At 54.4% G+C, this 21746-nt stretch carries 19 protein-coding genes; 11 read left to right on the forward strand and 8 right to left on the reverse strand.

Annotated features, from left to right (window positions below):
• Positions 1 to 33: 33 nt before the first annotated feature.
• Both LEPIL_RS04555 and LEPIL_RS04560 read right to left on the reverse strand, forming a co-directional pair.
• Positions 34 to 1305, reverse strand: a complete 1272-nt coding sequence (locus tag LEPIL_RS04555; RefSeq protein WP_002770415.1) for a tetratricopeptide repeat protein — start codon at positions 1303 to 1305, stop codon at positions 34 to 36.
• A 112-nt stretch (positions 1306 to 1417) separates the two neighbouring features.
• Complete coding sequence (locus LEPIL_RS04560) at positions 1418 to 2995, reverse strand: transposase (protein ID WP_052608159.1); 1578 nt, start codon at positions 2993 to 2995, stop codon at positions 1418 to 1420.
• Positions 2996 to 3171: 176 nt separating this feature from the next.
• Between LEPIL_RS04560 and LEPIL_RS04565 the strand changes: the two genes are divergently transcribed.
• The 5 genes from LEPIL_RS04565 (at position 3172) to LEPIL_RS04585 (ending at position 9791) form a co-directional block, all read left to right on the forward strand.
• Positions 3172 to 3807: an LA_3696 family protein gene (locus LEPIL_RS04565; protein ID WP_002770419.1), complete on the forward strand. Its 636-nt coding sequence runs from the start codon at positions 3172 to 3174 to the stop codon at positions 3805 to 3807.
• A 482-nt stretch (positions 3808 to 4289) separates the two neighbouring features.
• A complete protein-coding gene (gene leuS, locus LEPIL_RS04570; protein ID WP_002770420.1) occupies positions 4290 to 6956 on the forward strand; it encodes a leucine--tRNA ligase in 2667 nt (888 codons plus the stop codon).
• The gene (locus LEPIL_RS04575) at positions 6956 to 8116 is read left to right on the forward strand and encodes a hypothetical protein (RefSeq protein WP_002770428.1); all 1161 of its coding nucleotides are present in this window, start codon (positions 6956 to 6958) and stop codon (positions 8114 to 8116) included. Before leuS ends, LEPIL_RS04575 begins: the two co-directional genes overlap by 1 nt.
• Before the next feature lie 62 nt (positions 8117 to 8178).
• Complete coding sequence (locus LEPIL_RS04580; protein ID WP_002770430.1) at positions 8179 to 8817, forward strand: hypothetical protein; 639 nt, start codon at positions 8179 to 8181, stop codon at positions 8815 to 8817.
• Between the two features lie 8 nt (positions 8818 to 8825).
• Positions 8826 to 9791 (forward strand): hypothetical protein, encoded by a 966-nt coding sequence (locus LEPIL_RS04585; RefSeq protein WP_002770432.1) that lies wholly within the window; start codon positions 8826 to 8828, stop codon positions 9789 to 9791.
• A 19-nt stretch (positions 9792 to 9810) separates the two neighbouring features.
• On the opposite strand, the gene LEPIL_RS04590 is transcribed toward LEPIL_RS04585, so the two are convergent.
• The 3 genes from LEPIL_RS04590 to LEPIL_RS04600 all read right to left on the reverse strand — a co-directional run bounded on the left by LEPIL_RS04590 (position 9811) and on the right by LEPIL_RS04600 (position 12908).
• Positions 9811 to 10413, reverse strand: a complete 603-nt coding sequence (locus LEPIL_RS04590; RefSeq protein WP_002770434.1) for a dihydrofolate reductase family protein — start codon at positions 10411 to 10413, stop codon at positions 9811 to 9813.
• A 378-nt stretch (positions 10414 to 10791) separates the two neighbouring features.
• The gene (locus tag LEPIL_RS21625) at positions 10792 to 11505 is read right to left on the reverse strand and encodes an HNH endonuclease (RefSeq protein ID WP_002770436.1); all 714 of its coding nucleotides are present in this window, start codon (positions 11503 to 11505) and stop codon (positions 10792 to 10794) included.
• Positions 11506 to 12044: 539 nt separating this feature from the next.
• Positions 12045 to 12908: an MBL fold metallo-hydrolase gene (locus tag LEPIL_RS04600; protein WP_246811965.1), complete on the reverse strand. Its 864-nt coding sequence runs from the start codon at positions 12906 to 12908 to the stop codon at positions 12045 to 12047.
• A gap of 205 nt (positions 12909 to 13113) precedes the next feature.
• Here LEPIL_RS04600 and trmB point away from each other — a divergent pair, with 205 nt between their 5' ends.
• The 3 genes from trmB to LEPIL_RS04615 are packed head-to-tail and all read left to right on the forward strand — an operon-like array spanning position 13114 to position 15653.
• On the forward strand, positions 13114 to 13788 hold the full coding sequence (gene trmB / locus LEPIL_RS04605; protein ID WP_002770440.1) for a tRNA (guanosine(46)-N7)-methyltransferase TrmB: 675 nt from the start codon (positions 13114 to 13116) through the stop codon (positions 13786 to 13788).
• A gap of 56 nt (positions 13789 to 13844) precedes the next feature.
• The gene (locus LEPIL_RS04610; protein ID WP_002770442.1) at positions 13845 to 14048 is read left to right on the forward strand and encodes a hypothetical protein; all 204 of its coding nucleotides are present in this window, start codon (positions 13845 to 13847) and stop codon (positions 14046 to 14048) included.
• A gap of 3 nt (positions 14049 to 14051) precedes the next feature.
• Entirely contained in the window at positions 14052 to 15653 is a 1602-nt protein-coding gene (locus LEPIL_RS04615) for a hypothetical protein (RefSeq protein WP_002770444.1), read from the forward strand.
• A 77-nt stretch (positions 15654 to 15730) separates the two neighbouring features.
• Here the strand turns inward: LEPIL_RS04615 and LEPIL_RS04620 are convergent, their stop codons facing one another.
• Positions 15731 to 15994, reverse strand: coding sequence for a hypothetical protein (locus LEPIL_RS04620; RefSeq protein WP_002770445.1), 264 nt, complete (start codon positions 15992 to 15994; stop codon positions 15731 to 15733).
• A 54-nt stretch (positions 15995 to 16048) separates the two neighbouring features.
• Between LEPIL_RS04620 and LEPIL_RS04625 the strand changes: the two genes are divergently transcribed.
• Genes LEPIL_RS04625 through LEPIL_RS04635 form a run of 3 tightly spaced genes read left to right on the forward strand, consistent with a single transcriptional unit; the run spans position 16049 to position 17531 of the window.
• Positions 16049 to 16501, forward strand: coding sequence for a hypothetical protein (locus LEPIL_RS04625; RefSeq protein WP_002770447.1), 453 nt, complete (start codon positions 16049 to 16051; stop codon positions 16499 to 16501).
• Positions 16498 to 16917 carry a hypothetical protein gene (locus LEPIL_RS04630; protein ID WP_002770449.1) on the forward strand — a complete coding sequence of 140 codons (420 nt, stop codon included), beginning with the start codon at positions 16498 to 16500 and terminating at the stop codon, positions 16915 to 16917. The genes LEPIL_RS04625 and LEPIL_RS04630 overlap by 4 nt, the downstream gene beginning before the upstream one ends.
• The gene (locus tag LEPIL_RS04635; protein ID WP_002770451.1) at positions 16914 to 17531 is read left to right on the forward strand and encodes a hypothetical protein; all 618 of its coding nucleotides are present in this window, start codon (positions 16914 to 16916) and stop codon (positions 17529 to 17531) included. Before LEPIL_RS04630 ends, LEPIL_RS04635 begins: the two co-directional genes overlap by 4 nt.
• On the opposite strand, the gene LEPIL_RS04640 is transcribed toward LEPIL_RS04635, so the two are convergent.
• Positions 17512 to 18960, reverse strand: coding sequence for an undecaprenyl-phosphate glucose phosphotransferase (locus tag LEPIL_RS04640; RefSeq protein ID WP_002770454.1), 1449 nt, complete (start codon positions 18958 to 18960; stop codon positions 17512 to 17514). The genes LEPIL_RS04635 and LEPIL_RS04640 overlap by 20 nt on opposite strands.
• Before the next feature lie 11 nt (positions 18961 to 18971).
• On the reverse strand, positions 18972 to 21740 hold the full coding sequence (locus LEPIL_RS04645) for an LPS-assembly protein LptD (RefSeq protein WP_002770456.1): 2769 nt from the start codon (positions 21738 to 21740) through the stop codon (positions 18972 to 18974).
• Positions 21741 to 21746: the final 6 nt, after the last annotated feature.

The raw sequence follows: 21746 nt of genomic DNA on the forward strand, positions 1-21746 counted from the left end.
TTCGGCGTGCGGCCTCTCATGTCCAGCTGAAGACTATCGCACGTCCTCGATGCGACGCCGTATGCTATCGATCTCAGGATCGGGCGGCGCATGACTGCCGCGACTGCGATCGAAGGCCGTCAGATGCTCTTTTACGAGATCGAGCAGGCGATGTCGGGCATCGGGTGATTGTTCGAAGCTGCTGTCGCGCGAAAGAACTTCGTAATAGAGAACGGCAAGGCGATGAAAGGCCGAGCGCGTTAAAGAGGCGTCGCCGAATTCGGGCAGGCCGCTTTCATAGCCGATACGATCCTTCACTTCGGTGTTGCGACGGAAGACGTTCTCGGACAGCTCTTTCAGAAGCAATCCAGCCTTATCGCGATAGGTATCGTAGCCCTTGCGATGTTCGGCGCCCGAACGTCCGGCATGAAACGACATCACCTCATAGAAGGCATGCGCCGCCTCGATACGACAATCCGGATGCAACGACATCTTCATGCATTCCTCGGCCGGTTGCATGGCATCCATTAGCTCCGCAGGCGGCTTCGATTCATCGGCATAGACGTTTTCGCGCTGCTGTCGTGCCAGCCGTAACGCGCGCAGATAATTCACAAAGAAACGATAGCGATCCAGCTCCGTATCGAAGTTCTGCCTGTGTTTGAAGGCCTGGCGATAATGGCTGAGTGCGCGCACCGGATACTCGCCACTTGTGCGAGCCTCATCCGCATAGAGATCGGCAAGGGCGGCATGCGCATCGGCCAGATCACGATCGGCGGCGATGGCCTTCAGATACTCGGCCATGGCCAGAGAGATTTCTCCGCGGGAACGCAAAGCATCGCCACGCTTCTTGATGCGCAGCGCCTTCTCAAGATTCTCGGTCTCCTGCGTGCGGGCCACAAACTGTCCCTCACGCACGCGCAGCAGGATGCCTTTGCCCGTAAGTACAAGGCCATAAAAGGGGTTATTCAGGATGGACTCGACGACGATCTCGCCGACGATAAGGCCGTTTCTGTACTTCTCATGGTGCGGATTCTTTTCGATGACATAAAGCTTCTGCCCCGGCTTGATGCCCTCCCGGTTCACCACGCGCACCGTCACCTGATCGAGACGCGTATCATAATCCTGGAAGGGGGAGTCTTTATCGTAGATCTCGGCCGCCTTGATCTTGCTCTTAATCTCGCCGACGAGGATCATCTTAATCGGAGCGGTGCCCTGATGATTACGAAAGGCATAGATGAGCTCGGGCTTGCTGCGAGCAAACAACGCTCCGGGCAGAGCAAGCAGAAAAGCCAGAAGAATCATCACAGGGCGCATCGTTTCAGACATCGGCCGGAATCGAATACCGGTAAAGCGAATTCGAGGCGTGAAGAGGGTGAGTCTGTCGAAAAACCTATCTCGTTAAGCGCGTGAACTCCCGGTCGCCCGACCGGGCTCTTGCTCAGATATTGTCAGCCGCAATCGGATTTACCCGGACAAACCCGATCATTCGGGCAAGGTTATGGGCAATGCACCGCTCAGACCATTCAACTTGAACCCTTTCTCTTGTTCGCCGCAAGAACTGCCAGCCATTACGAGCACTTTTCATCACACCAAAGACGCCCTCGACAGATGGAAATCGGCGAGCATAGGTTTTCTTCCCATCTGGAGTTGCCAGCTTCTCTCTCATGAGAAGGGTAAGGGGATTGGAAATAGACCGCATCCCCGTTTTCTTTTTTTTGCTTCCATGATGGGGAGGTAAACTACGGACTTGTAAATCGGGAATATGTTTGGTCTGAATCCAGAGCTCTTTGCGCTTGCCTTCCGGGCCAATACATTGCTCTTTCATAGAGCACCGGGAACAGCCATAACGTCGATAGTGCCGGTAGAGGACTCCCTGTAGATTTCTCTCGCGCTGGAAGGTGAGGATTTCGCCGGCCGGACACTGAAAGCAATCGTTGTCTCGGTCGTAGTGGAATTGCAACAAGGCATGGCTGCCCTCAATCAGAGGCGGTTCAGCGGCAGCCTCATTTCTTTCCTCCGGCTTGATCTTACCGCCGGTCTTCTTGTGTGCCAGTTCCCGGTCTGGCATATAGAGGTCATGCCCTGTAAGCTCTTTGAGAATATTCTCGCTCGCATATCCACAATCGAGAACGTATTTGATTTCGTCTGTTTTTTTGGGAAGGAACTCCGCCTTTACGCCCTCAACTCTGTTCACAAGCGAACTGGTGAATGTACTGTCGCTCTGTCCCGTAACAATTTCCTGATAAACAATCATGCCACTCTGGAAATCCACTGCATTCTGGGCCGAATAACCCACGATGAAGCTGTTGGATCCGTCTTTGTGCCAGTCTGCATCTGGATCTGTAAGATGAACTCGCTTTCGGTCAGGTCTGGATTTCAAGAACTCCAGCCCCAGAGACAGCTTCTCTTTCTGGACCTCCAGTTGTTGGATTTTCTTTGCCAGTAATTCCTGTTCTGCATCGTTCTGTGATGCCTCCCATTCGTCGTAGCGTTTCTTACAGACAGATTCAAGATGCTCATAACGCCTTTCAAGTTCCTCGCGAGTACCTATATCGCGTCTGTTTGCACTGCCCTTGATCTTTGTGCTGTCAATGCTGACGGTATCCAGATCGATGAATCCCGATTCGATACCGAGGAATACTGTCTGCGTGAACAATTCCTGAATTGCTGCCGCATGCCTCAGCCGGAACTTTCCGAGGGTTGAATGATCCATCTCCATCCCACCGGACAGATACATCAAATCTGCACGCTGTCCGAGATCTCGCTCAAGGGCTCGCATGGAAAGGTTTCCATACAACAATGAATAGATGATGATAGCCAGAACTCGGTCGGGCGGCATGGCCGGGCGACCTCCCTGCTTCGAATCATTCCTGTAACTCGCATCAAAGCGGCTGAGATCTAGCCGCCGGACCGTCTCAAGCAGGCGGGAGATGGGATGATCCTCCGGAAACAACTCCGAGAAATTCAAGATAACGATCTGGCTCTGATCAGAGTCAGGCTGTTTGTAGCGTGCCATGCTCCCCGATAATCTACCCGGCCGGTAATTTCCAGGGGAATTCAGAATTGATTCAGGTTTTTCGACAGACTCGGGGGTAACCGCAGAGGGCTCTGAGGGCACAGAGGAGATCCAGAAAAGGGTCGGACTCCAGTTTTTTGCATTGACAATGCCCGCCATACGTTTATGCTACAGTCATGAAAGCGGTGCGTCCACTGCCCCGAGAATTCGAAAAGCTGCTCGGCGAAGAGGGAGCAGAGAAGTTCACTGTTTTTCTCAACGATGCCTTCGAAGATCAGAAGGGCGACGTAATCAAGGCAGTCAGCGATAGCTTCCATAAGCATGTGACCGACGAGGTCTCGAAGGTTCGCCTCGAGGTTGCCGACCTCAAGGTTGAAGTTAAGGCCGATCTGGCCGAACTGCGAGCGGACATGGCTGATCTTCGCACTGAATTAAAGACGGAGATGGCCGAGCTCCGCACTGAGATAAAGACGGAAATCGCCGAGCTTCGCACTGAAATAAAGACGGAAATCGCCGAGCTTCGCACTGAGTTAAAGACGGACATGGCCGAACTAAGTGCTGAATTAAAGGCGGATATGACCGACCTACAGGTACAGCAGAAGGCCGATACGAGCCGTCTGGAAAACAGGATCACCGAGCTGCGAACCGAATTGAAGACTGAAATCGCCGAATTACGCGCCGATATGAAGACAGACATTGCAGATGTCCATAAATCGATCTCCGCTCAGACGCGATGGATACTGGCAGCTCTTCTCGGCGGAGCCCTGCTTTATCCGGTCGCTATCAAGCTCATTGATAAGCTATTCCCCTGAGAGCCTGCTGATGCCTGTAAACCATGCCTTGCTGATTCGGGATAAACCGCTGAGGGCGCGGAGGTCACACTCACACCCACCTTCAGCCGTGCGGGTGGTGCTCCGTTGATTGGCTGAGCACCAGGCCCGGCACGCTCCGCTCTCAGGTGGGTGCGCGTGTGACGGGATTCTGAGCACGGGACGATGCAGCCGGATCAGGTGCGACGAAAGAAGCCTTAGCCTCACCGGTATTCCAGCGCCCCCCATTTCCAGCCCGCTCGCTTCCCCTGTGCAGCGAAGCAGGCTTTCTCTGGACTCTATTCCACTTGCCTCATCGGTATTCCCTTCGCCCCATTTCCAGCCCGTTTGCTCTCTGCCTGTAGCGAACCATGGACGGGAAAGCGACGGCGCCTGGCGCACGATCGCGCCACGCGCCGGACAGGCAGAGAGCAAACGGGCCTATTTTCACTGGAATCTACGGCCACCGGGCGAGTTCTGGACCTATGAGCTACCCCTTCAGCAGCATCGAGAAGAAATGGCAGGAATACTGGGAGAAAGAAAAGACCTTCCGCACTCCGCCGGAAGATCCGTCCCGCCCGAAATACTACGTCCTTGATATGTTTCCCTACCCCTCCGGCCAGGGGCTGCACGTCGGCCACCCCGAGGGCTACACGGCCACCGACATCATGGCGCGCTACAAACGGCAGAAGGGTTTCAATGTGCTGCATCCGATGGGATGGGATGCGTTCGGATTGCCCGCCGAGCGTTATGCGATGCAGACGGGCATTCATCCGGCTGAGACGACGAAGAAGAACATCGACAACTTTCGCCGGCAGTTGAAGTCGCTCGGCTTCTCCTATGATTGGGATCGCGAGATCAATACGACCGACGAGAAATACTACCGCTGGACACAGTGGATCTTCCTTAAAGTATTCAATAGCTTCTTCGACGAGAAAGAGAAGAAGGCACGGCCGATTACCGAGCTGAAGATCCCCGCCGACGTAAAAAAGGCAGGCGATGATGCCGTGCGCGAATACGTAAACGCACGTCGCCTCGCCTATATCCACGAAGCGCCGGTTAATTATTGCCCCGAGCTGGGCACCGTTCTCGCCAACGAAGAGGTGGATGAATGGACGTCGAAGGGTTATACGGTGGTGCGCCGTCCGATGAAGCAGTGGATGCTGCGAATCACGGCCTATGCAGAACGCCTGCTTGACGATCTCGAACTGGTGGACTGGCCCCGCGGCACGCTGGAACTGCAGAAGAACTGGATCGGTCGTTCGACGGGAGCGACGGTGTTTTTCCCGTATAACGATGCGACGGCAAAGAAGGCGGCAAAGGCCGGATTGCCCGAAGCGCTTGAGATCTTCACGACGCGCCCCGATACGCTTTTCGGCGTAAGTTATATGGTGCTTGCTCCCGAGCATCCTGCCGTCGCCATCCTGACGGCGCCGAAGGAGAAAGAGGCGGTGAACGCTTATATCGAAGCGACGACGAAAAAAAGCGAGCTGGAGCGCACGGCAACAGGCGCAACAGACGAGAAGACAGGCGTGTTCACAGGCGGCTACGTTCTGCATCCTTTTACGGAAAAAAAGATCCCCGTCTGGATCTCGGACTACGTGCTGATGGGCTACGGCACAGGCGCCATCATGTCGGTGCCCGGCCATGATGAACGCGACTTTGCCTTTGCGAAGAAATTCAACCTGCCGATCCTGACCGTCGTCGCTCCGGCAACAGCGGACGCGTCTTCGGCGTCGAAATCAAAGCAGCCGTCATCGCCGAAGTCCGATCAGGCCTTTTCGGTAACCGACGCCGCCTTCACCGACGAAGGTGTATCGGTGAACTCCGACTTTATCAGCGGGTTAACCACAAGCGATGCGAAGGCAAAGATGATCGCCGAGTTACAGAAACGCAAGATCGGATCAGCCCGCGTCAACTACAAGCTGCGCGACTGGCTCTTCTCGCGTCAGCGCTACTGGGGTGAGCCCATCCCCATCAGCTTCGATGCGGACGGCAACTACTATCATGAAGACGAGACTTCGCTTCCGTTGAAGTTGCCGCCCTCGGAGGACTTCAAACCGGCCGATACGGGCGAATCCCCTCTGGCCCGTATCAGTGACTGGGTCGAATACACCGACAGTAAGGGCCGCCGGCTCCGGCGCGAAACGAATACGATGCCGCAATGGGCCGGCAGTTGCTGGTATTATCTGCGCTATATCGATCCTGATAACGATACGCGTCTTGTAGACGAAAAGAAAGAGGCCTACTGGATGGGCGAGAACGGCGTAGATCTCTACGTGGGCGGCGCCGAGCATGCCGTATTGCATCTGCTGTACGCTCGCTTCTGGCATAAGGTGCTCTTTGATCTGGGTTATGCGCGCACGCCCGAGCCCTTTCACAAGCTCGTGCATCAGGGGTTGATCCTCGGCGAAGACGGACAGAAGATGTCGAAATCGCGCGGCAACGTCGTGAACCCCGACGACGTCGTCTCGCAGTACGGCGCCGACGCCTTTCGACTCTATGAGATGTTCATGGGTCCGCTTGAGGTGATGAAGCCCTGGTCATCCCGCGCAATCGAAGGCGTTTATCGTTTTCTCACGCGCATCTATCGCTTCTACTTTCAGCATGATCGCGAGATGAACGTGCTTCTTGAAAACGGACGTCCGGTTTTGAACGCCTCGATCTTCGAAGAGCCTGAAGATATCGAGCGGCGAGATCGCGCCCTGCACGAAACGATCAAAAACGTCACCGATAATATTGAGCGCATGCATTTCAATAAGGCGATCAGCGATATGATGGCTTTTTTAAATGAGATCACCTCGATGCAAAAGATCGGCAAACAGGCCGTTGAAACGCTGCCTGTTCTGCTCTCGCCGTTTGCTCCGCATATAGCCGAAGAGATATGGCAGGCGCTCGGCAAAGAAGGCAGCATCAGCACGGCGGCGTGGCCGACCTATGATGCCTCGAAGATCGTGCGCAACGAGGTCGAGGTCGTCTTTCAGGTGAACGGCAAGATTCGCGGCAAACAGAGCATGCCCGTCGACGCCGACGACAAGACGCTTGAGGCGGCGGCCATGGATAACGAGCAGATGAAGAAGAATCTGGAAGGCAAGACCATCCGCAAGGTCATCGTGGTGAAAAACAAACTGGTTAACGTGGTGGCGAACTGATGAAGCGAGCGGCATTAACCGGATCAATCCTCCTTCTCTCTCTTCTGACCGTATCGTGTCGCAAAGAGCCCGAAGAAGTTATCGCCGATTTGCAGGAGAGCATCGCCGAGCTGCCTCTTGATCCGGCCGATCGTCAGGAGGCCATCGAAGAGCTTCTTGCCGAAATCGAAGAATACGAGAATGAAGAGAACGAGAAACGCATCCAGGTGCTGATTGAGAAGGCCGAAGGCGGCCTCTTCGAAGAAAGCGGCGACGGAACCGTATTCGTCGCCCGCACGAAAAGCGGCTGGACTGTGCTTCATGCAGGCGGCCAGAATCAATTCTCTGAAGGCGACGATCCTGAGTCCTTCCTGCTTTCCTTCGGCGGACGCTATATCGTCTATTCTGTTAAAGAAGACGACGAGAAGTGCCGCTTCAGCTGGATCGATCTTGGCGAGAATCGCACCGGTTCAGACCATGAAGAGGATTTCATCGAAGAGGCATGTTCGACCCCGGTCATTCCCGGCGATGACGGCTCGGTCTATATCTCGCGATCAAACGACATCTTTCAGCGGAACATGGCCGACGGGCAGGAGAAGCTCGTCCTCGGTCGGGCCTTCTTCAAACCTGCCTTTCCAAAGATCAATAATCGCATGTTCATGATTCCCATTCCCGAGGGGATCTGGCTTCTCTTCGGAGCGGCCGGTCATTACGACCTCTATCATTACGCCGGCACGCCGGGCACGGCACGCAAGATCTATCCCGGAATCGCAAGCCCGCTTGTGCAACCGGCAGCCTACGGCCTTTTTACGGAATCGCCCACGGCCAGCACGGCTCTTTTTCTTTATACGGGCGAGGCCGGCCGCTATCGTCTGCAGGGCTTCACGCTTCCTGGAACTCCCTGGAAGTCCTTTCAGGTGCCGGTACGACGTAACGTAACCTACCTGCTTAACGAAGACCAGTTTCTCTTCGTCAAGGACGCCTACCCGATTCGTTATGTCCCCTCAACGGGGAAAGAAAGCCGTCTGCCTCTTCGCGTGCGACGCATTTTCGTGCATGGCAGCGGTCTCATCTACGTCGACGAGCAGAATCGCCTTTTACTTCGAACGGAGCCCTATTCGGAGTACGAAAAAAAACTTTTTCAGATGAAAGAAGAGCTTGAGCAGAATCTCCGACAATGATAGAGAGAAGATAGGCTTTAATCCGGTCTTGAGCCGGGCTTGCATCGTCTCTGGGATCTGATATGAAAAAGAAAGATACACGAATGCTCTCAAGAGGGCTCCCGTTTCGCCGGGCAATCATTGCCATAGCGCTCATAGCGGTGCTACTTTCCTGCACAAACGCAAAAGACGAAGGCGAGCTCACCGTGCTCGGCCCCGACGGCGGATACACATATTTCAAGGGCGACCTGAACATGAATCTGATGTCGAATTGCGGCACGGCAACAGCTCAAACCACAACGGGCGGCGGTAGCGGAAGCTCGACGACAAAGAATCTGTGGGATGTTGAATCGTACTTCATCTTCACCTACGGCGAATTCATCTTCACACGCTTCACTTATAGCAAGTTGAAAAACTCCTACAGCCTGACTCCTTCGACCACTTCAACGTCCACCTGTAACACCATCGACGGCATATACTGTAACTCAAGCGGCACGCTTACCTGCGAAACCGCCGACAACGTCCGCTGCGGCGGTACCAAAAGCTTTATCTTTTCAGGTGGACTGCCGGCTACCGTATTCCAGGCGGTCACGGGCACCATCGACTATCAGATGAGCGTGGATGAGAACAACAACACCGTCCGCAGCGCCGATCTCGAATTCGAAATGATCGATAGCCAGGGGCGCATCCTGCAGGGCGAGGTTCATTGCTACGCTCCGTGAGGACGGCCATGTATTGCTTTCGCCGACACAGCATCCAGGCACTCTTACTCCTGCAACTGACGGCTCTCATCGCCGGATGTGCCCGCGAGATTCGCATGCAATCGCCCGAGATCCCGCCTGAGGTGATCGACATGAGTCGCATTCGACTTGAACCGCTGGAGGGCACGGAGCTTGAGGTGCGTTTCGGCGGCGAACGCGAACGCCCCTATCTGCTCATGAACCTGACCTTCGCCGGCTCAGGACTCAACGTCATCGAAGAGATCAAACGCGGCCGCATACTGTTTCATAAGATCGTCGTGCGGGATGCGTCGGGTCGGATTCTGGGCGAAGAGCCCATCAACTTTCAGGCGATCAAGATGACCGAGACGCGCATCCAGAAATCCGAATCAGACGTCTACATCACTTCGGATAACGACCAGATCACTCTCGACAAACAGGATCAGAACAAGGACGTCATTCGCCGAAATTATGCCATCCGCACATTTGCCGATAACGATAAGGTTCCGCAGATCGTGCGTCTTCGCGAGATGCCCGACACGAACAGTCCCATCTCTGTGTACGTCGTGTTTCATCTCGTCGAACCCGTTCTGAAAGAGGTGTGCAAGGAGATGGACGGAGAGGCATGCCCGGTCGCCGATTATTATACGTTTCGCGAGGTCCGCGAAGAGTTAAGCGACGTCATGCGTCGTATTCAGCAGGCCTACGAAAAGCAGGAGGATCTGCCCGCCTTTCGTCTGAAAAACTCGCCCGACTATTACGTGAAGCAGATGAAAGAAAACCTGTCGCGCATGAACGCCACGCATAAGGCTCCGCATGAGAATCTCAAGGTTCTGAATATCTCGGGCCAGCCGGCGACGCTTTATGCTAACGTTGCCTCGTTCGGCAGCCGCCTTTATTATCGCGAGTGGAAGCTGATCAGCGAACCTGGATTTTTTCGCGTGAAGGTCGGCAAGAGACCGGTAAAGCAGAATTAAACGGGACGACACCTAGCACTTATTGCGCCCGGTATTTTTGAAGGCTACCAGCCTCTCCTCGGCCTCTTACGTACTGATGTGCCACGGCGCCGGATTGAAAGAACTTCGAACCGACAAGCTCTAAGCGCAGACTGCTCTGCGGCATCACCGTCTCGAACAGGCGCGGACCTTTACCGGCGATGATCGGCTGAACGACAAAGTGATACTCGTCGATCAGATCGTGTGCTGCGAGCTGTGAGGCGATGCTGAGGCTGCCGACGGCGATGTCTTTCCCGGGTTGTCTCTTGAGGGCCTGAACCTCTTCGATAATGTTCGCCGGCACGATTCTCGTCTTGCTATTCGCGGGCCCTTTCAATGTCTTCGAGAATACGACGATATCAAGCGAGTCGAATACGCGAGCGAACTCAATCGATGAAGCGTCTTCGGTCTGTTCACGGGCAACATCAGGCCAGTAGGGCACCATGAGTTCGTAGGTCGTGCGGCCGAACAGAATCACGCTCGCACTGCGAAGCCGTTCCGTGAAATAATCGTGAAGCTCTGCGTCGGCGATCCCATCTTCGTGGGAACAGTAGCCGTCGGCGGTGATGTTGATGGCAAAAACGACCTTTCTCGTGTTTTCCATGAGGCCTCTTCTGGGTCGTGATGTGGCTGTCCCTGTAATCAAGGTGCTGTCATGTTAAATGTCAAGGGAAAATAGCGCGACCGCCGGGGCTTCACGGGCACTCCAGTGTCAATAATTTTTCGCGGCCGCCATCCCTGGCACGTATGCTCCAGCCTGAGCACGTTAGCCTCATCGCTCACCCCGCCTCGCGTTCCGGTTTTATTCTGCGAGCTAAGACTTTTGTCCACGAAACACACGAAATTCGCGAAAGGGCTTCTTCGTTATGGAAGCCGAGAAAAGATTCTCGTCGTTGTGACTCTGACGCTGTTAAAATATAATGTGAAGAGATTTGACCACGGAGGGAATGAACGGTTGAGGGGGGAGTGCAGACCGCTCCTCTCAGTCCTCCTTTATTCCAATACGCTCACGATGGCGCCGCAGGAAACGCTGGTCTGGTCGTATAGTAATGTCTGAGCGGAATGGGATTGAACTCGCAAAAACCGCATCGATCATTTTACTATCTGCGTCTCTCCTGGAACGAACTACGGCGAGCTGATCCGAAAAGCAAAAATAACCAGCCTCAAATAGTTTGTCGTGAAAAATACACAGACAGAGGACGTTCGAAAGATCAGCGCGAGCATCAGGGTTGTCAGCCCAACGATCAATATGACTGGTAACGAGAAGGTCTGGCGATCTTACGTCGCATATCGCGCATTGTTCTCGATAGTTATTGAGAACTGCTTTTCTCAGAGCTTGCATCTTGCGTCTTGTCTGCAATACCGTGGCTGCAGCGGACTCTTCAGCGGAAAACAAGAGTTTCCCGGCCTCTGCAAGACTGACCAATTCTTCATCTGAGAGGTCGTAATCGTCAGGATTCAAAGAAGTTTCTACGAGCAGATACCGCCCACGTTCAAGGAATAGAATCTGACCCGAGTCCCTTAGCCTCTGAAGATAGTAGTTGAGGCTCGATTCCGGAGTCTTTCCTGTTGTCGCTGTGTCGCTGATGATATTCTGAATTTCCTCTGCAATCAGTTCAGACCGCGGGATCAGCAAAGTGTTTTGCTTCTCTGTGTATCTCTTGATCGCGTTCAGTGTTGCATCTGTCCAGTTCATGACGTTTTAAGCCTCTGCTTCACTCTATTACAGCCTTATCATACGCTCCGGCCCGGCCATTCGATTCTCTCTGTGGTCCCGCGGCGTCAGTGGTTTACAACCTATAAAGAGTCGCCGCAAGATTGGCCTTCCTGATTACTCCAGCCGCGACACGTTCGCCTCATCGCTTATTCCGCTCGCGTGCCCTTCCGTGTTTTTCGCGAGGAAAGAATTTTTCGTCCACGAAATCCACGAAAGAGCACGAAAAGACTCTATATACCCGAACGCCTTTCTCCCATACTTCTTTCCACTTATCCATTTGCCTGCATTTAAGGGATAATCAAAAGCCGGTTTTCGAGGTTCGTGTCTTTTCGTGACTTTCGTGGACCAGAAATGTTTTCAGCCTTGATTTCCACAGGCATCAGAATACCAGCCCGAGGCCTGTCGTCCCTGGACAAAATCCATTCCAACCACTTTTCCACGAAACACACGAAAGCGGCTCGCCGTTATGAAACTCCTATAAAATTTTCGCGGCGGCCACTGTGTCGCTATAACGCGTGTCAGATCTCGATCGTATCGCCTTCGCGGGCAAGGATCAGTTCGAGCTTTCCCGCATATCTTTCGTCGAGATAGGCCTGCGCTTCTTCGAGCATGCGCATGGTCGTCAGGTCATCGTGCGCCGGTTCATGATGCGTCAGTACGAGACGCTTCACCTTCCAGGCGACGGCGCAGTCGACGGCGACGATCATCGACGTATGTCCCCATCCGATCTTCTGTTCGGATTCCTTTACCGAGTACTGCGCATCCATGATCAGGCAATCGGCTCCTTTAAAAAAAGGAGCCTTGCGCTTAACGATCTCTTCAAGGTCGGGGCCGAAGAACTCGGTGTCGGTGGCGAAGATGAACGACTTCTTTCCCTTCTCGACTCTGTAGGCCGTGGAGTTGCCCGGATGAATGAGGCTTTCGGTTTTGATCTTCAGGCTTCCGATCTTGAACGAATCGCCGGGCTCGTAGCTGTGAAAATCTCGCTTCGACATCATCTGATCGAGGGCGAGCGGAAAGAAGTCGAAGATCTGTTGCGTTCGGAACCGCTGTTCGCAGTCTTTGATCGAGGAGTGAAAGTGAATCTGATTGCCCGGTATATATGCCGGAATAAAAAACGGCCACCCCTGGATATGATCCCAGTGCGTATGCGTCATGAGGATGTGAATATCGCCGGTCACGCCCCGGGCCATCATGTCGTAGCCGAGTCGCCGCGCTCCCGTTCCCATGTCGAAGATGAGCTGTTCGCTGCCTTCGCGAAGCTCCACGCAGGTCGTCTCGCCGCCGATCAGGTCACGGATGTGGGCGGGCAGCTTTTCGCGGATCTCATCGGCAGAGAGAGACGGATTCTTCTTCAAGAGATCGCGCGTCTTCTCGATCACCGAGTTGATCCTGCTGCGATAGTCGCGGGGGTCGAGAGGGGACGGAACCGAGCCACGAACACCCCACAATTTCACCTGCATTGTTGTTCCTCTATTGCCTGAACGGGCTTGAACGAATCGTTTTTCTCTTTTACAGAGCCGGTCCGCCACAAAACTGTCACGGGCTATTTCTATTTTCGGCCTCCCCCTGAAGAGAAGTAAAGCAATGATCCAGGAAAAAGAGCTACGCCAGAGGCTTCTGGCAATCGTGAGAAGGCCGTCAAAACTGAAGAATCATCCGGCTGTGCTTGTGCCGCCTGAGTCGGGCGCCTTTTCGTCGTCTGATATCTTCGCAAGCGAATCGTCGGTGCATCTGCTTGAGCTGGGCAGCGGATGGGGGGAGTTCGCCATCCAGTGGCTGGGCGCTCATCCCGGGCACGAAATCCTCGCCCTTGAGGCGAAGCCCGATCGCATCTACCATACGCTGAAAGAAGCCGAGAGAAAGCAGGTTACCGGCCTGAAGATGCTGCAGCTGAACTTTAACTGGTTCCTCGAAGAGTTCCTTCCGCCTCAGAGCTTCGACTGGATCATCGTGAATTTTCCAGATCCCTGGCCGAAGCGCCGTCACTGGAAGCATCGCCTGGTGCAGCCCGGCTTCGCGGAGCGCATGGCCCCCCTGCTGCGAGCAGGCGGCGTACTGCATCTTGCCACCGACTACGCCCCGTACGCCCGGCGTATGCTTTCGGTGATGCGAGCCTCGCCGCTTTTCGAGCCCGTCTTCCAGAATCCGGATTACCGGCGCGAAAGACCTGAGGGCTTCCCTGCGACAAAATTCGAGCGCATGCAGGCCAGTCAGGGGTATCGCCCCTACTTCATGCAGTGGCGCCTGCGCAGGTCCTGATCGGGCGGCGAAAAATCGCTGTTCCGGTGGGGCGGTCTGTCGAAATACAGAAGGCGATGCACGACGAGAAAAAGATGCGACTGACCGGAGCTCAGCTACGTGAGATTCTGCTACAGAATCGCAAGATGCGAGAGCTTCTGGCCGACTGGCCGGCTCGCAAGATCATGATGGGCTATGAAAAGGACTGGGATGAAAAACGACGTCGCTTCTTTGACGACCATCCTCCCGTGCTTGATGATCAGGTGCAAGAAGAGTCATGAGCCGTGATCGCCGCTTTACTGCTCTTCACGCTCGCCCTGCTGGCTCTTCCGCTGAGCGAACCGCATCTCTTCCCTCATCTTGTCGGATTTGAGTCTCTACTTATCGCCGCCGGCCTGTACGCGTTAGTCGATCGTCGCATTCCTTTCTCTGTGCCCGACATAAAAGCGCCGAAGCGGACGTCGGCGCTGCTCATTGTGGCGGGCATGCTGCTGCTTTTTCTGCTCCCGATGCGTCGCATCCTTGCTCCACCGGAGGGGGCTGGAGATAGCCTCTGGCTTGTCGAGCTGCTTCCGCTGTCAGCCGAGCTTACGGGCTACTGGAGCTCCTTTGACGAGATCCTTGAGCCGCTCATGCGATCGCTTTCGTATCGCCTGATCTCATATCTGTCGGGCCCAGACTTTTCAGGCTTCATTTTATTCGGTGCAGACATTTCCGACTCTCACGTTGCAGGCTCCCTGTTACTGGCCGGCGATTTTGAACGCATCTTTCTCTCGCTCGGGCTGTACAGCTATGTTTGCGGCCTTATTCAACTGATGGTCATCGTCTTCTTTCTGAGAAACAGGCCGCTTCGCAGCCAGATTCGCGGATTCCTGCTTCTCTTCTGCGTGCCCGCCACTCAGCTTTTCGCCGGTTATATAGAGCACTATGCCTTCTCATCGATGAGTATTACCATAATCCTGCTTCTTGTACGGTCAGATCTCGACTCCGCCTCTTCAGTAAAGTTAGGCGCTCCGCGTCAGGCGGGCTTGACCGGTCGCTTTGCGCCGCCCATCATTGCCGCACTGGCAGCGCTGGCCGTGCTGCATCACCTGATTGCGGGCTTTCTGCTGCCGGGCCTCATATACTATCTGTGGTTGAGGAACGGAGGAAACGTGCGGACCTTTGTTAAAGAGGCATCGCTCTCTCTTTTGATCGCCTTGATCGCGCTTTCAGCTGGATGGTATCTCTACTTTAAGGTGCTTCAGCTAACGATCGCCGGATCGCATCTCATGCATCCGCCTCTGCTTTCGCTTCATAAAATCGTCTCATCGATGAATCTCGTCAAAATTCTCTTCGTGCTGCTTCTCTGCGCACCGGCCACGTTTGCCTTCCCGTCTCTTCTGTTCAGACGCTCCGCTGATGCGGCAGAGAAGGTCGTCGCCGTCATCGCCTTCACATACGGCATTCAGCTAACGATCTGGAATCCCGTTATCGGCCTGCCTGCGGACTGGGATCTTCTGAGCGTCGTCGCCTTCCCGTTGCATGTCCTTCTTTTTATGAGAAGTGAAAAAACGCCTGATCATATGCGGCTCGGCTCCCTTGCCGCGGTGACGCTGCTTCCTGCCCTTCTCTGGTTTCAGTACAATCACAGAGACGATAACGAACAGGCCAGGCGGGCGTTACGGACGGCACAGGCCGTCCTGATCGAGTTGAAGGACGATTCTCACTGGACGTCGCTGCGATCGGAGCGCAAACGAGAGCTGATGCTCCTGCATCTGTTCGTCGAGAAAAGTAACGGAGATCGTTCAAAAGCTCGCAGCCTGTTAAAGAGGGCCCGACAGGCAGAAGATGATAGGTCTTACAACGAGGCCCTTGACGAGCTGCGCAGCATGCTGGCGCCCTGATGCCCCTCCCGCAAAGGATGGGCCGGCCATTCCTGAGCCGGCCTTCACGTAGAAGTTATCTCAAGAATGACTTCAGACTACTGTGCCAGGAGCAGAAAGCTCGTATCGCAGAGCACATCGCACTGCGCCGCGCACGTATTGAAGGCTCGCAGCTCCTCACCCGTGGCCCCGCCTGAACTGACGCCCGAGCTTGTGCCGCAATCGTTGTAACAACCATCGATGCCGCTCGGACAGAGAAGCTGGTAGGTAGCCAGTTTCTCGGGGAAGTCGCTTTCGTCCTTCTTGCAGGCGACAGAAACGAGCAAAATGGCAACAAGAGATAGAATTCGAATACGAAGCATAGCGTATTCACATTAAAAATTGACAGAGAGAGGAGAAGCAAGCATAATTTCCCGATGCCATCGCTACACCGACAGAGAGCGCCGCTGGCGATATGGAAAGGCAGGCTGTGCGCCGTTTGCCTCCTGCCGTTTTTCGCCCTCAGCTGTGAGAGAACCTCAGCCGTCCATCTGCGGCAGAAGCTGCCCGGGTCGCATCCGCTTGCAGAGAAGATCACCCTGCACCTGATCGATGCCGATCCGCTACCTGAGCGTGAATGGCAGGCCGAAGCCGATCGTCTTGCGCTGTTACGCAAACAGCAGAACCGGTGCCGGGACTGGAATAACGAAGGGGTGTATAGAGCCCTGATAGAACTGCGGCAGCCACAGAACGCTAAACAAATCCCGAAAGCCCTGCCGATTCTCGAAAAGGCCGTGCGCCTCTGCAAACGCAGCATAGTCGACGAAAACTACCGTGCCATCTTCTACCTTAATGGCCAAAAATCCGCCTCTTCAGAGAAAGGCCTGTGAAGGTATCGCGGCTGCTTTTAGCGACGCTTGTCTTCGCTCTGCTTTCCTGCCGGCAGGGAACGACCGGTGAGCTTGAATTTCTCAATCCGCTTCTTGTAAACGGACTGAGACGCCCGACCGCCCCCGATGGACTGACATCGACATACGACCCGGTATTACAGTACCTGTGCGTTCGCTGGAATCCGTCGATCGACCCGGACACGGAAAAGGAGGTTCCCGTTTACAGGCTTTATCTCTACTTCGTTTATCCGCCGACGGAGTTCTTCAGGCCCGAAGACCTGCTTGAGGAGGTTGTGGTACGCGGGCATTGCTTCGAAACCGACACGTATATCGGCATGTTAACCTTTGTAGTAACGGGCTATGACGGCCTTGCCGAATCCCTGCCGTCATCGCCTCTTGTTACGGTGCTTCCATGAAAAACGCCATCCTTATCGTTATCTTTCTGTTGCTTCTCTGCGCTCCGCTTGCGCCCGCTCCCATGACATCTGAGCAGAAAATGAGGCTGAAACCTGAAACGGCGATATGGCTCGAACCTGTTCTTCCAGGCATCGTTTTCTTTAATCGAGGCCGACCGATGGCCGGCTCATTGATGCTCGCCGGTCGCATCATCACGCTTGCCGGAGCCCTTCATTTCCACAATCGTTATGCGGACTATGCATCGGCCGAAAGGGCCGCTCGCGTAGCGGATTTCTACTACGGGCCCGGTTTACAGTACAGGGATCCTTATTCCGGCGGATACAAGACGACGACACAGTTTAGAAAAGAGGCCGACAGGAACTTGACCCTGGCCGGATATTCCGCCGGTATTCATCTGATCCTGCTCGGCGTCGGTATGTATAACGGATTGCTTTTCGTGGCCGAAGACAGGCTTGAAAAGGCTCCCGTCTATGAAGCGGCCTTCTCTGATACGATGCCGGTCGGTATAACGCCGATTCGCCGATCGGCTCTTCCTGCCATAACGGACGATCCGTCATTGCCCGGGCCCGGGCAGCATCGGCTTTTTGAGATCTTTATTCCCCTGGATTTTTAATCATTGAGGGGATGGTGCGCAGGACGATGAGCACGTCGAAAAGAAGCGACCAGTTTTCGATATAGTAGATGTCGGCTTCGATCCTTTTCTCGATCGATGTATCGCCGCGATAGCCGAGGATCTGCGCCCATCCCGTAATGCCCGCCTTCGCGCTATGTCGCAGCATATAACGCTCATAGGTATTCTTGAACTGCTTCACAAAATGCGGACGCTCGGGACGCGGGCCGACGACGGACATGTCGCCCAGGAATACGTTCAAGAATTGCGGCAGCTCGTCCAGCGACGTCTTGCGTAAAAACTTGCCGATCGGCGTTACCCGCACATCGTTCTTGCTGCCCCATGTCGTATCGGAGCGGTTCTTTTCCTGAACCGTCATCGTACGGAACTTGATCAGCTTGAAAAGCCGTCGATCCAGTCCGACGCGCTCCTGCACGAAGAAAACCGGACCGGGCGACGACAGCTTCACGATCAGAGCCAGAACGACAAAAAGCGGTAGGTTGAGGATGAGCACGACGGACGAAAAGACGATGTCAAAGAGGCGCTTCATAAAGCGATGATATCCGTTATGAAGCGGAATATCGCGCAGCGTGAGCACGGGCAGGCCGTTCATATCTTCGACGCGAGCCCGATGCGTTACAAGGTCAAAGAGATCGGGAATGATGCGGCAGTCGATGCCTTCCCGGTAGCAGAAATCGACGACGGATCGCAGCTCTTTCGAGGCCCCTTCCAGAGCGACGACGACGGAGTCGATCTGCTCGTCTTCGCAGATGGTCTCCAGCTCTTTCAGATCGCCGATGCGATACGTCGCCATCTCCTTCGGCATCTTCGTTTTCGGTCCGAGCGCTCCGCGAATGCGATAGCCATAAAGCGGATACTGCTCCATACTCTGGATAAAACGAAGTGCGTTCTTGCCTGTTCCGACAAGAAGGATGTTGCGTATATTGTATCCGCGACCGCGCAAATAGCTGAGGGCGGCGCGAAAGAGCCCGTGCCCGGCGATGATATAAAGGACGGAAAGCACCGTCGCATAACCGATCATCAACCGCGAATAACTCTGCCCCCTGTAAAAGAAGAGCGCGGCAAGTACAATAACGAGAGCGATGGCCACCGCCCTTACGATCGCGAGGTTCTCACGTAATGATTGACGCCCCTGAAGCGGGCGATAGAGATCGACGGCAAGAAATACGACAACCTGAGCCATCACAAACATCAGGGCCAGCGGCAGATAGGCAAGAAGCATCTGCAGCTCGGGCGAACCGACGAAAAACTGAGCCGGCGCGAAAAGACCGTCCGTCATCACAAACTCGCGTCGCTCAGGACTGATCACATAAAAATGCAGAACGAAGGCCGACCAGAAGGCCAGAAAACCGGCAAGCGCATCGAGAAATAGAAGAGATATTTTCAGGGTTTGTTTTCGTTCACGTATCATACTGTCGCTCACTATGGCCCGATGGATTGCACACCTATATCTCCGGGTCGCACGCGCTGCCGGTTCAGGATAAAGCGGCTGGGCCTCTGCGAGACTCCGCCGACATCAAATCTCAGGAAGGTGAAGCTGGCGAAGATCTTATTATCGTAATAGTTCACGACCTGAACGGAGTTTGAGCCGCCGAGCATACTCCTCTGTTCAAGCGCATAACCGAGACGGATCTCATAGTCGTGTGCATCGATCAAGAAGGCGCCCTCAAAGTACCCGATATTGAACGCCGACGTTTCGCGGGCCCGCTGTCCGTTCACGCCCAGCGAATTCGTGAAATCGCGCACAAAATCCGTTTTGCGTTCGGTTTCGGGCAGGAGCGACTCGGGCATGCAACGATCGTTCTTGCACATCGAATCAGCGTCATAATTACGCGAATCGTAGCGATCGGGACGAGTCAGTCGTGATTCAAGCTCCATCTCGAAGAAAAGCCACTTTGTGATCTTCACGTCGAGCTTCGAGCTGAAGCGCATATGATCGAGCGACGGATCATAATAAACATGATACCAGTAATAACCGAGCTCAAGATAACGCAGGCGATCAAGCAGCCACAGATCGAAACCGCCGGCCTGAAAGATAACGCCGAACAGATTCGAATGATCGCGCTTCAATATCGGATCATAAACATAGTCGTTCACGACTCTGAGATCAAGGAAATGCGCCCGGCGCCGGCTGAGCAGGTTCTCACGCCCCGGACGAAACAGGCCGAGCATGTTAAAAAGCATATCGGCGCGAAAAACCGGATAACTCCATCGCTCTTTCGCTGGAACGTCGTACTCGTATTGCCGGAAGTCGTAAACGGATAGCACCTGCAGATTCAGATCCTCAAGCGGGCTGGCGTTAATCGAAGCCTCAACCTCGTTGACGCGCTGTCGGCCGTTAAAGCCCGTATAATCGCTTCGCGTCGCATCTTTCAGTTCTTCTTTGAAGGCGTCTTTCTTGCGGTAGACGGCGCGCAAGAAAAGTTCATGAGGGCCGAACGAGAGATCATGTTCCTGCCACCAGTACTGATAGGAATCCCGCTCCGCCGCCGCCTTGATTACGTCTTCGTCTGTCGTCGATAGGTTCTTCGGGTCGGCATTGGTCTTACGCACGCCGAATCCGGCCGAGGGGCGGTAGGTGATGTAAGGATAAAGCGAGAAATGCCCGCGCAGGCCGGATTTATACTCGTTTTCGTTATACTCGACGTAAGGATCGCCGTTTGAATAAAGCTTCTTGAATTGCGAATTCAGCGTATGATCCCAGTACACGGGAAAGAGATCGGCGATCTTGCCGAGGAAGATCTTCTTCTCGATCTTTACAGATGGAGCGATGTCCTGCGTCGGCTCATATCTCGATTCGTCAAATTCTGGACGCTCGATCCATAGCCTGTTACGAGAGGCCTTCACTGTAATATTAAGATCTCCGCGCTGATCGTTATACGTCATCGTCCAGTCCGTCTGATTGCGCGGAATTCCTCGCCCGGCTTCGTTCTTTTTGTAAAGAGCGGGGATGGTCGTATCAGGCTGATAACGTCCGCCGAACTCAGTTTCGAAAAGCCGATGCCTGTAATCCTCGTAACGGATCGAAAGCTTCTGGACGCTGTTTTCTTTGTAGTTCTTATTCTGATATGCGATCAGAGCAAAGGCCTTGTACCATTTATGACGTTCCTGACTGTAGGTTCCGTCATCTTGAAGAATCTGATTCGAAGCGCTGATGCCTCTGCCCGTTCGAGGATCGGCGACTACCTCATAGCGTTTAAAATCGGCCATGCCGAAGTCGAGAACATAGCTGAGCCCCGGCGAGAACCTGTACATCTCAAGGCCCACATGGCTGCCGGTTTTCTCGTAGATGTCGGCCTTGATACGATACGCCATCGGCAGGAACGAAGAGAGATAGGCCGAAGGAACGGCAAACTGATATGTATTCTGAAAGAAGTAGCCCTGCAGCGTACCGTGCCCGAACTGCGAGATGACGCCCGTTCCCCATTCCGATGCATAATAAAACGGAAGCGGTAAAACGGGAACGCCGCCCACCGAATAAACGACGCCGGCAGCAGCGATCCTTCCATCGGAATAGATCCACGCCTTACGTGCGCGAAAGTTATAATGCGGCTCTTTCGCCGCGCACGTCGTAAAGTAGGCGTGACTGATCGAGAAGCGTCCTTCGCCAAGACCGCGGATGTTCTTCCCGGTGAAATAGATCGGCTGTCTGTAGCCCTCACCGTTATAGAGGATGCCTGCTCCGAGGCGCTGATCATAAATCAGACGATCGGCCGTGACGCGGGCCTGACCTTCGACATAGATCAGATTGCCTTCGGCATAGAGCTCCTTGCGCTCCGTATCGATGATCACTCGATCGGCGAGCAAGATGCCCTGCCCCAGACGAATGCGAATGCGACCGTACAGTTTCAGAAGACCGGTGCCGTCTTCTTCGCCCTGCATCCACTGGCCCTCGGCGGCGTTTTCGATAGCAACCTTACTTTCTTCTTCTTCGCTTCGCACGTCAGAGAGGGCGGCCTTCAACCAGGCATCTTCAAGCTCAGAGCGGTTCTTCAGCGGATCGGCCGTCAGCGACGGGCTTGGCATCGAGCGATCTTCAAGCGTCGGCTGCGTAAGAACGGGATCGGGAAAAAGAAAGACAGCAACAACGGCAAGAAAGAGCGTGCTTCGAAGGCCCTTCAGAATACGCGCCGGAGCAGAAAAAAGGGGCTCCAATGGCCCGAATTCTTTACTTTTTGAATAGAAGGCCATGCGAAA

The sequence above is a fragment of the Leptonema illini DSM 21528 genome, assembly GCF_000243335.1.
Lineage (GTDB): Bacteria > Spirochaetota > Leptospiria > Leptospirales > Leptonemataceae > Leptonema > Leptonema illini.

Excerpts from the sequence above, each read along its gene's own strand:
- LEPIL_RS04555 (WP_002770415.1), bottom strand. The coding sequence starts at position 1,305 with ATGTCTGAAACGATGCGCCCTGTGATGATTCTTCTGGCTTTTCTGCTT.
- LEPIL_RS04560 (WP_052608159.1), bottom strand. The coding sequence starts at position 2,995 with ATGGCACGCTACAAACAGCCTGACTCTGATCAGAGCCAGATCGTTATC.
- LEPIL_RS04565 (WP_002770419.1), top strand. The coding sequence starts at position 3,172 with ATGAAAGCGGTGCGTCCACTGCCCCGAGAATTCGAAAAGCTGCTCGGC.
- leuS (WP_002770420.1), top strand. The coding sequence starts at position 4,290 with ATGAGCTACCCCTTCAGCAGCATCGAGAAGAAATGGCAGGAATACTGG.
- LEPIL_RS04575 (WP_002770428.1), top strand. The coding sequence starts at position 6,956 with ATGAAGCGAGCGGCATTAACCGGATCAATCCTCCTTCTCTCTCTTCTG.
- LEPIL_RS04580 (WP_002770430.1), top strand. The coding sequence starts at position 8,179 with ATGAAAAAGAAAGATACACGAATGCTCTCAAGAGGGCTCCCGTTTCGC.
- LEPIL_RS04585 (WP_002770432.1), top strand. The coding sequence starts at position 8,826 with ATGTATTGCTTTCGCCGACACAGCATCCAGGCACTCTTACTCCTGCAA.
- LEPIL_RS04590 (WP_002770434.1), bottom strand. The coding sequence starts at position 10,413 with ATGGAAAACACGAGAAAGGTCGTTTTTGCCATCAACATCACCGCCGAC.
- LEPIL_RS21625 (WP_002770436.1), bottom strand. The coding sequence starts at position 11,505 with ATGAACTGGACAGATGCAACACTGAACGCGATCAAGAGATACACAGAG.
- trmB (WP_002770440.1), top strand. The coding sequence starts at position 13,114 with ATGATCCAGGAAAAAGAGCTACGCCAGAGGCTTCTGGCAATCGTGAGA.
- LEPIL_RS04610 (WP_002770442.1), top strand. The coding sequence starts at position 13,845 with ATGCACGACGAGAAAAAGATGCGACTGACCGGAGCTCAGCTACGTGAG.
- LEPIL_RS04620 (WP_002770445.1), bottom strand. The coding sequence starts at position 15,994 with ATGCTTCGTATTCGAATTCTATCTCTTGTTGCCATTTTGCTCGTTTCT.
- LEPIL_RS04625 (WP_002770447.1), top strand. The coding sequence starts at position 16,049 with ATGCCATCGCTACACCGACAGAGAGCGCCGCTGGCGATATGGAAAGGC.
- LEPIL_RS04635 (WP_002770451.1), top strand. The coding sequence starts at position 16,914 with ATGAAAAACGCCATCCTTATCGTTATCTTTCTGTTGCTTCTCTGCGCT.
- LEPIL_RS04640 (WP_002770454.1), bottom strand. The coding sequence starts at position 18,960 with ATGATACGTGAACGAAAACAAACCCTGAAAATATCTCTTCTATTTCTC.
- LEPIL_RS04645 (WP_002770456.1), bottom strand. The coding sequence starts at position 21,740 with ATGGCCTTCTATTCAAAAAGTAAAGAATTCGGGCCATTGGAGCCCCTT.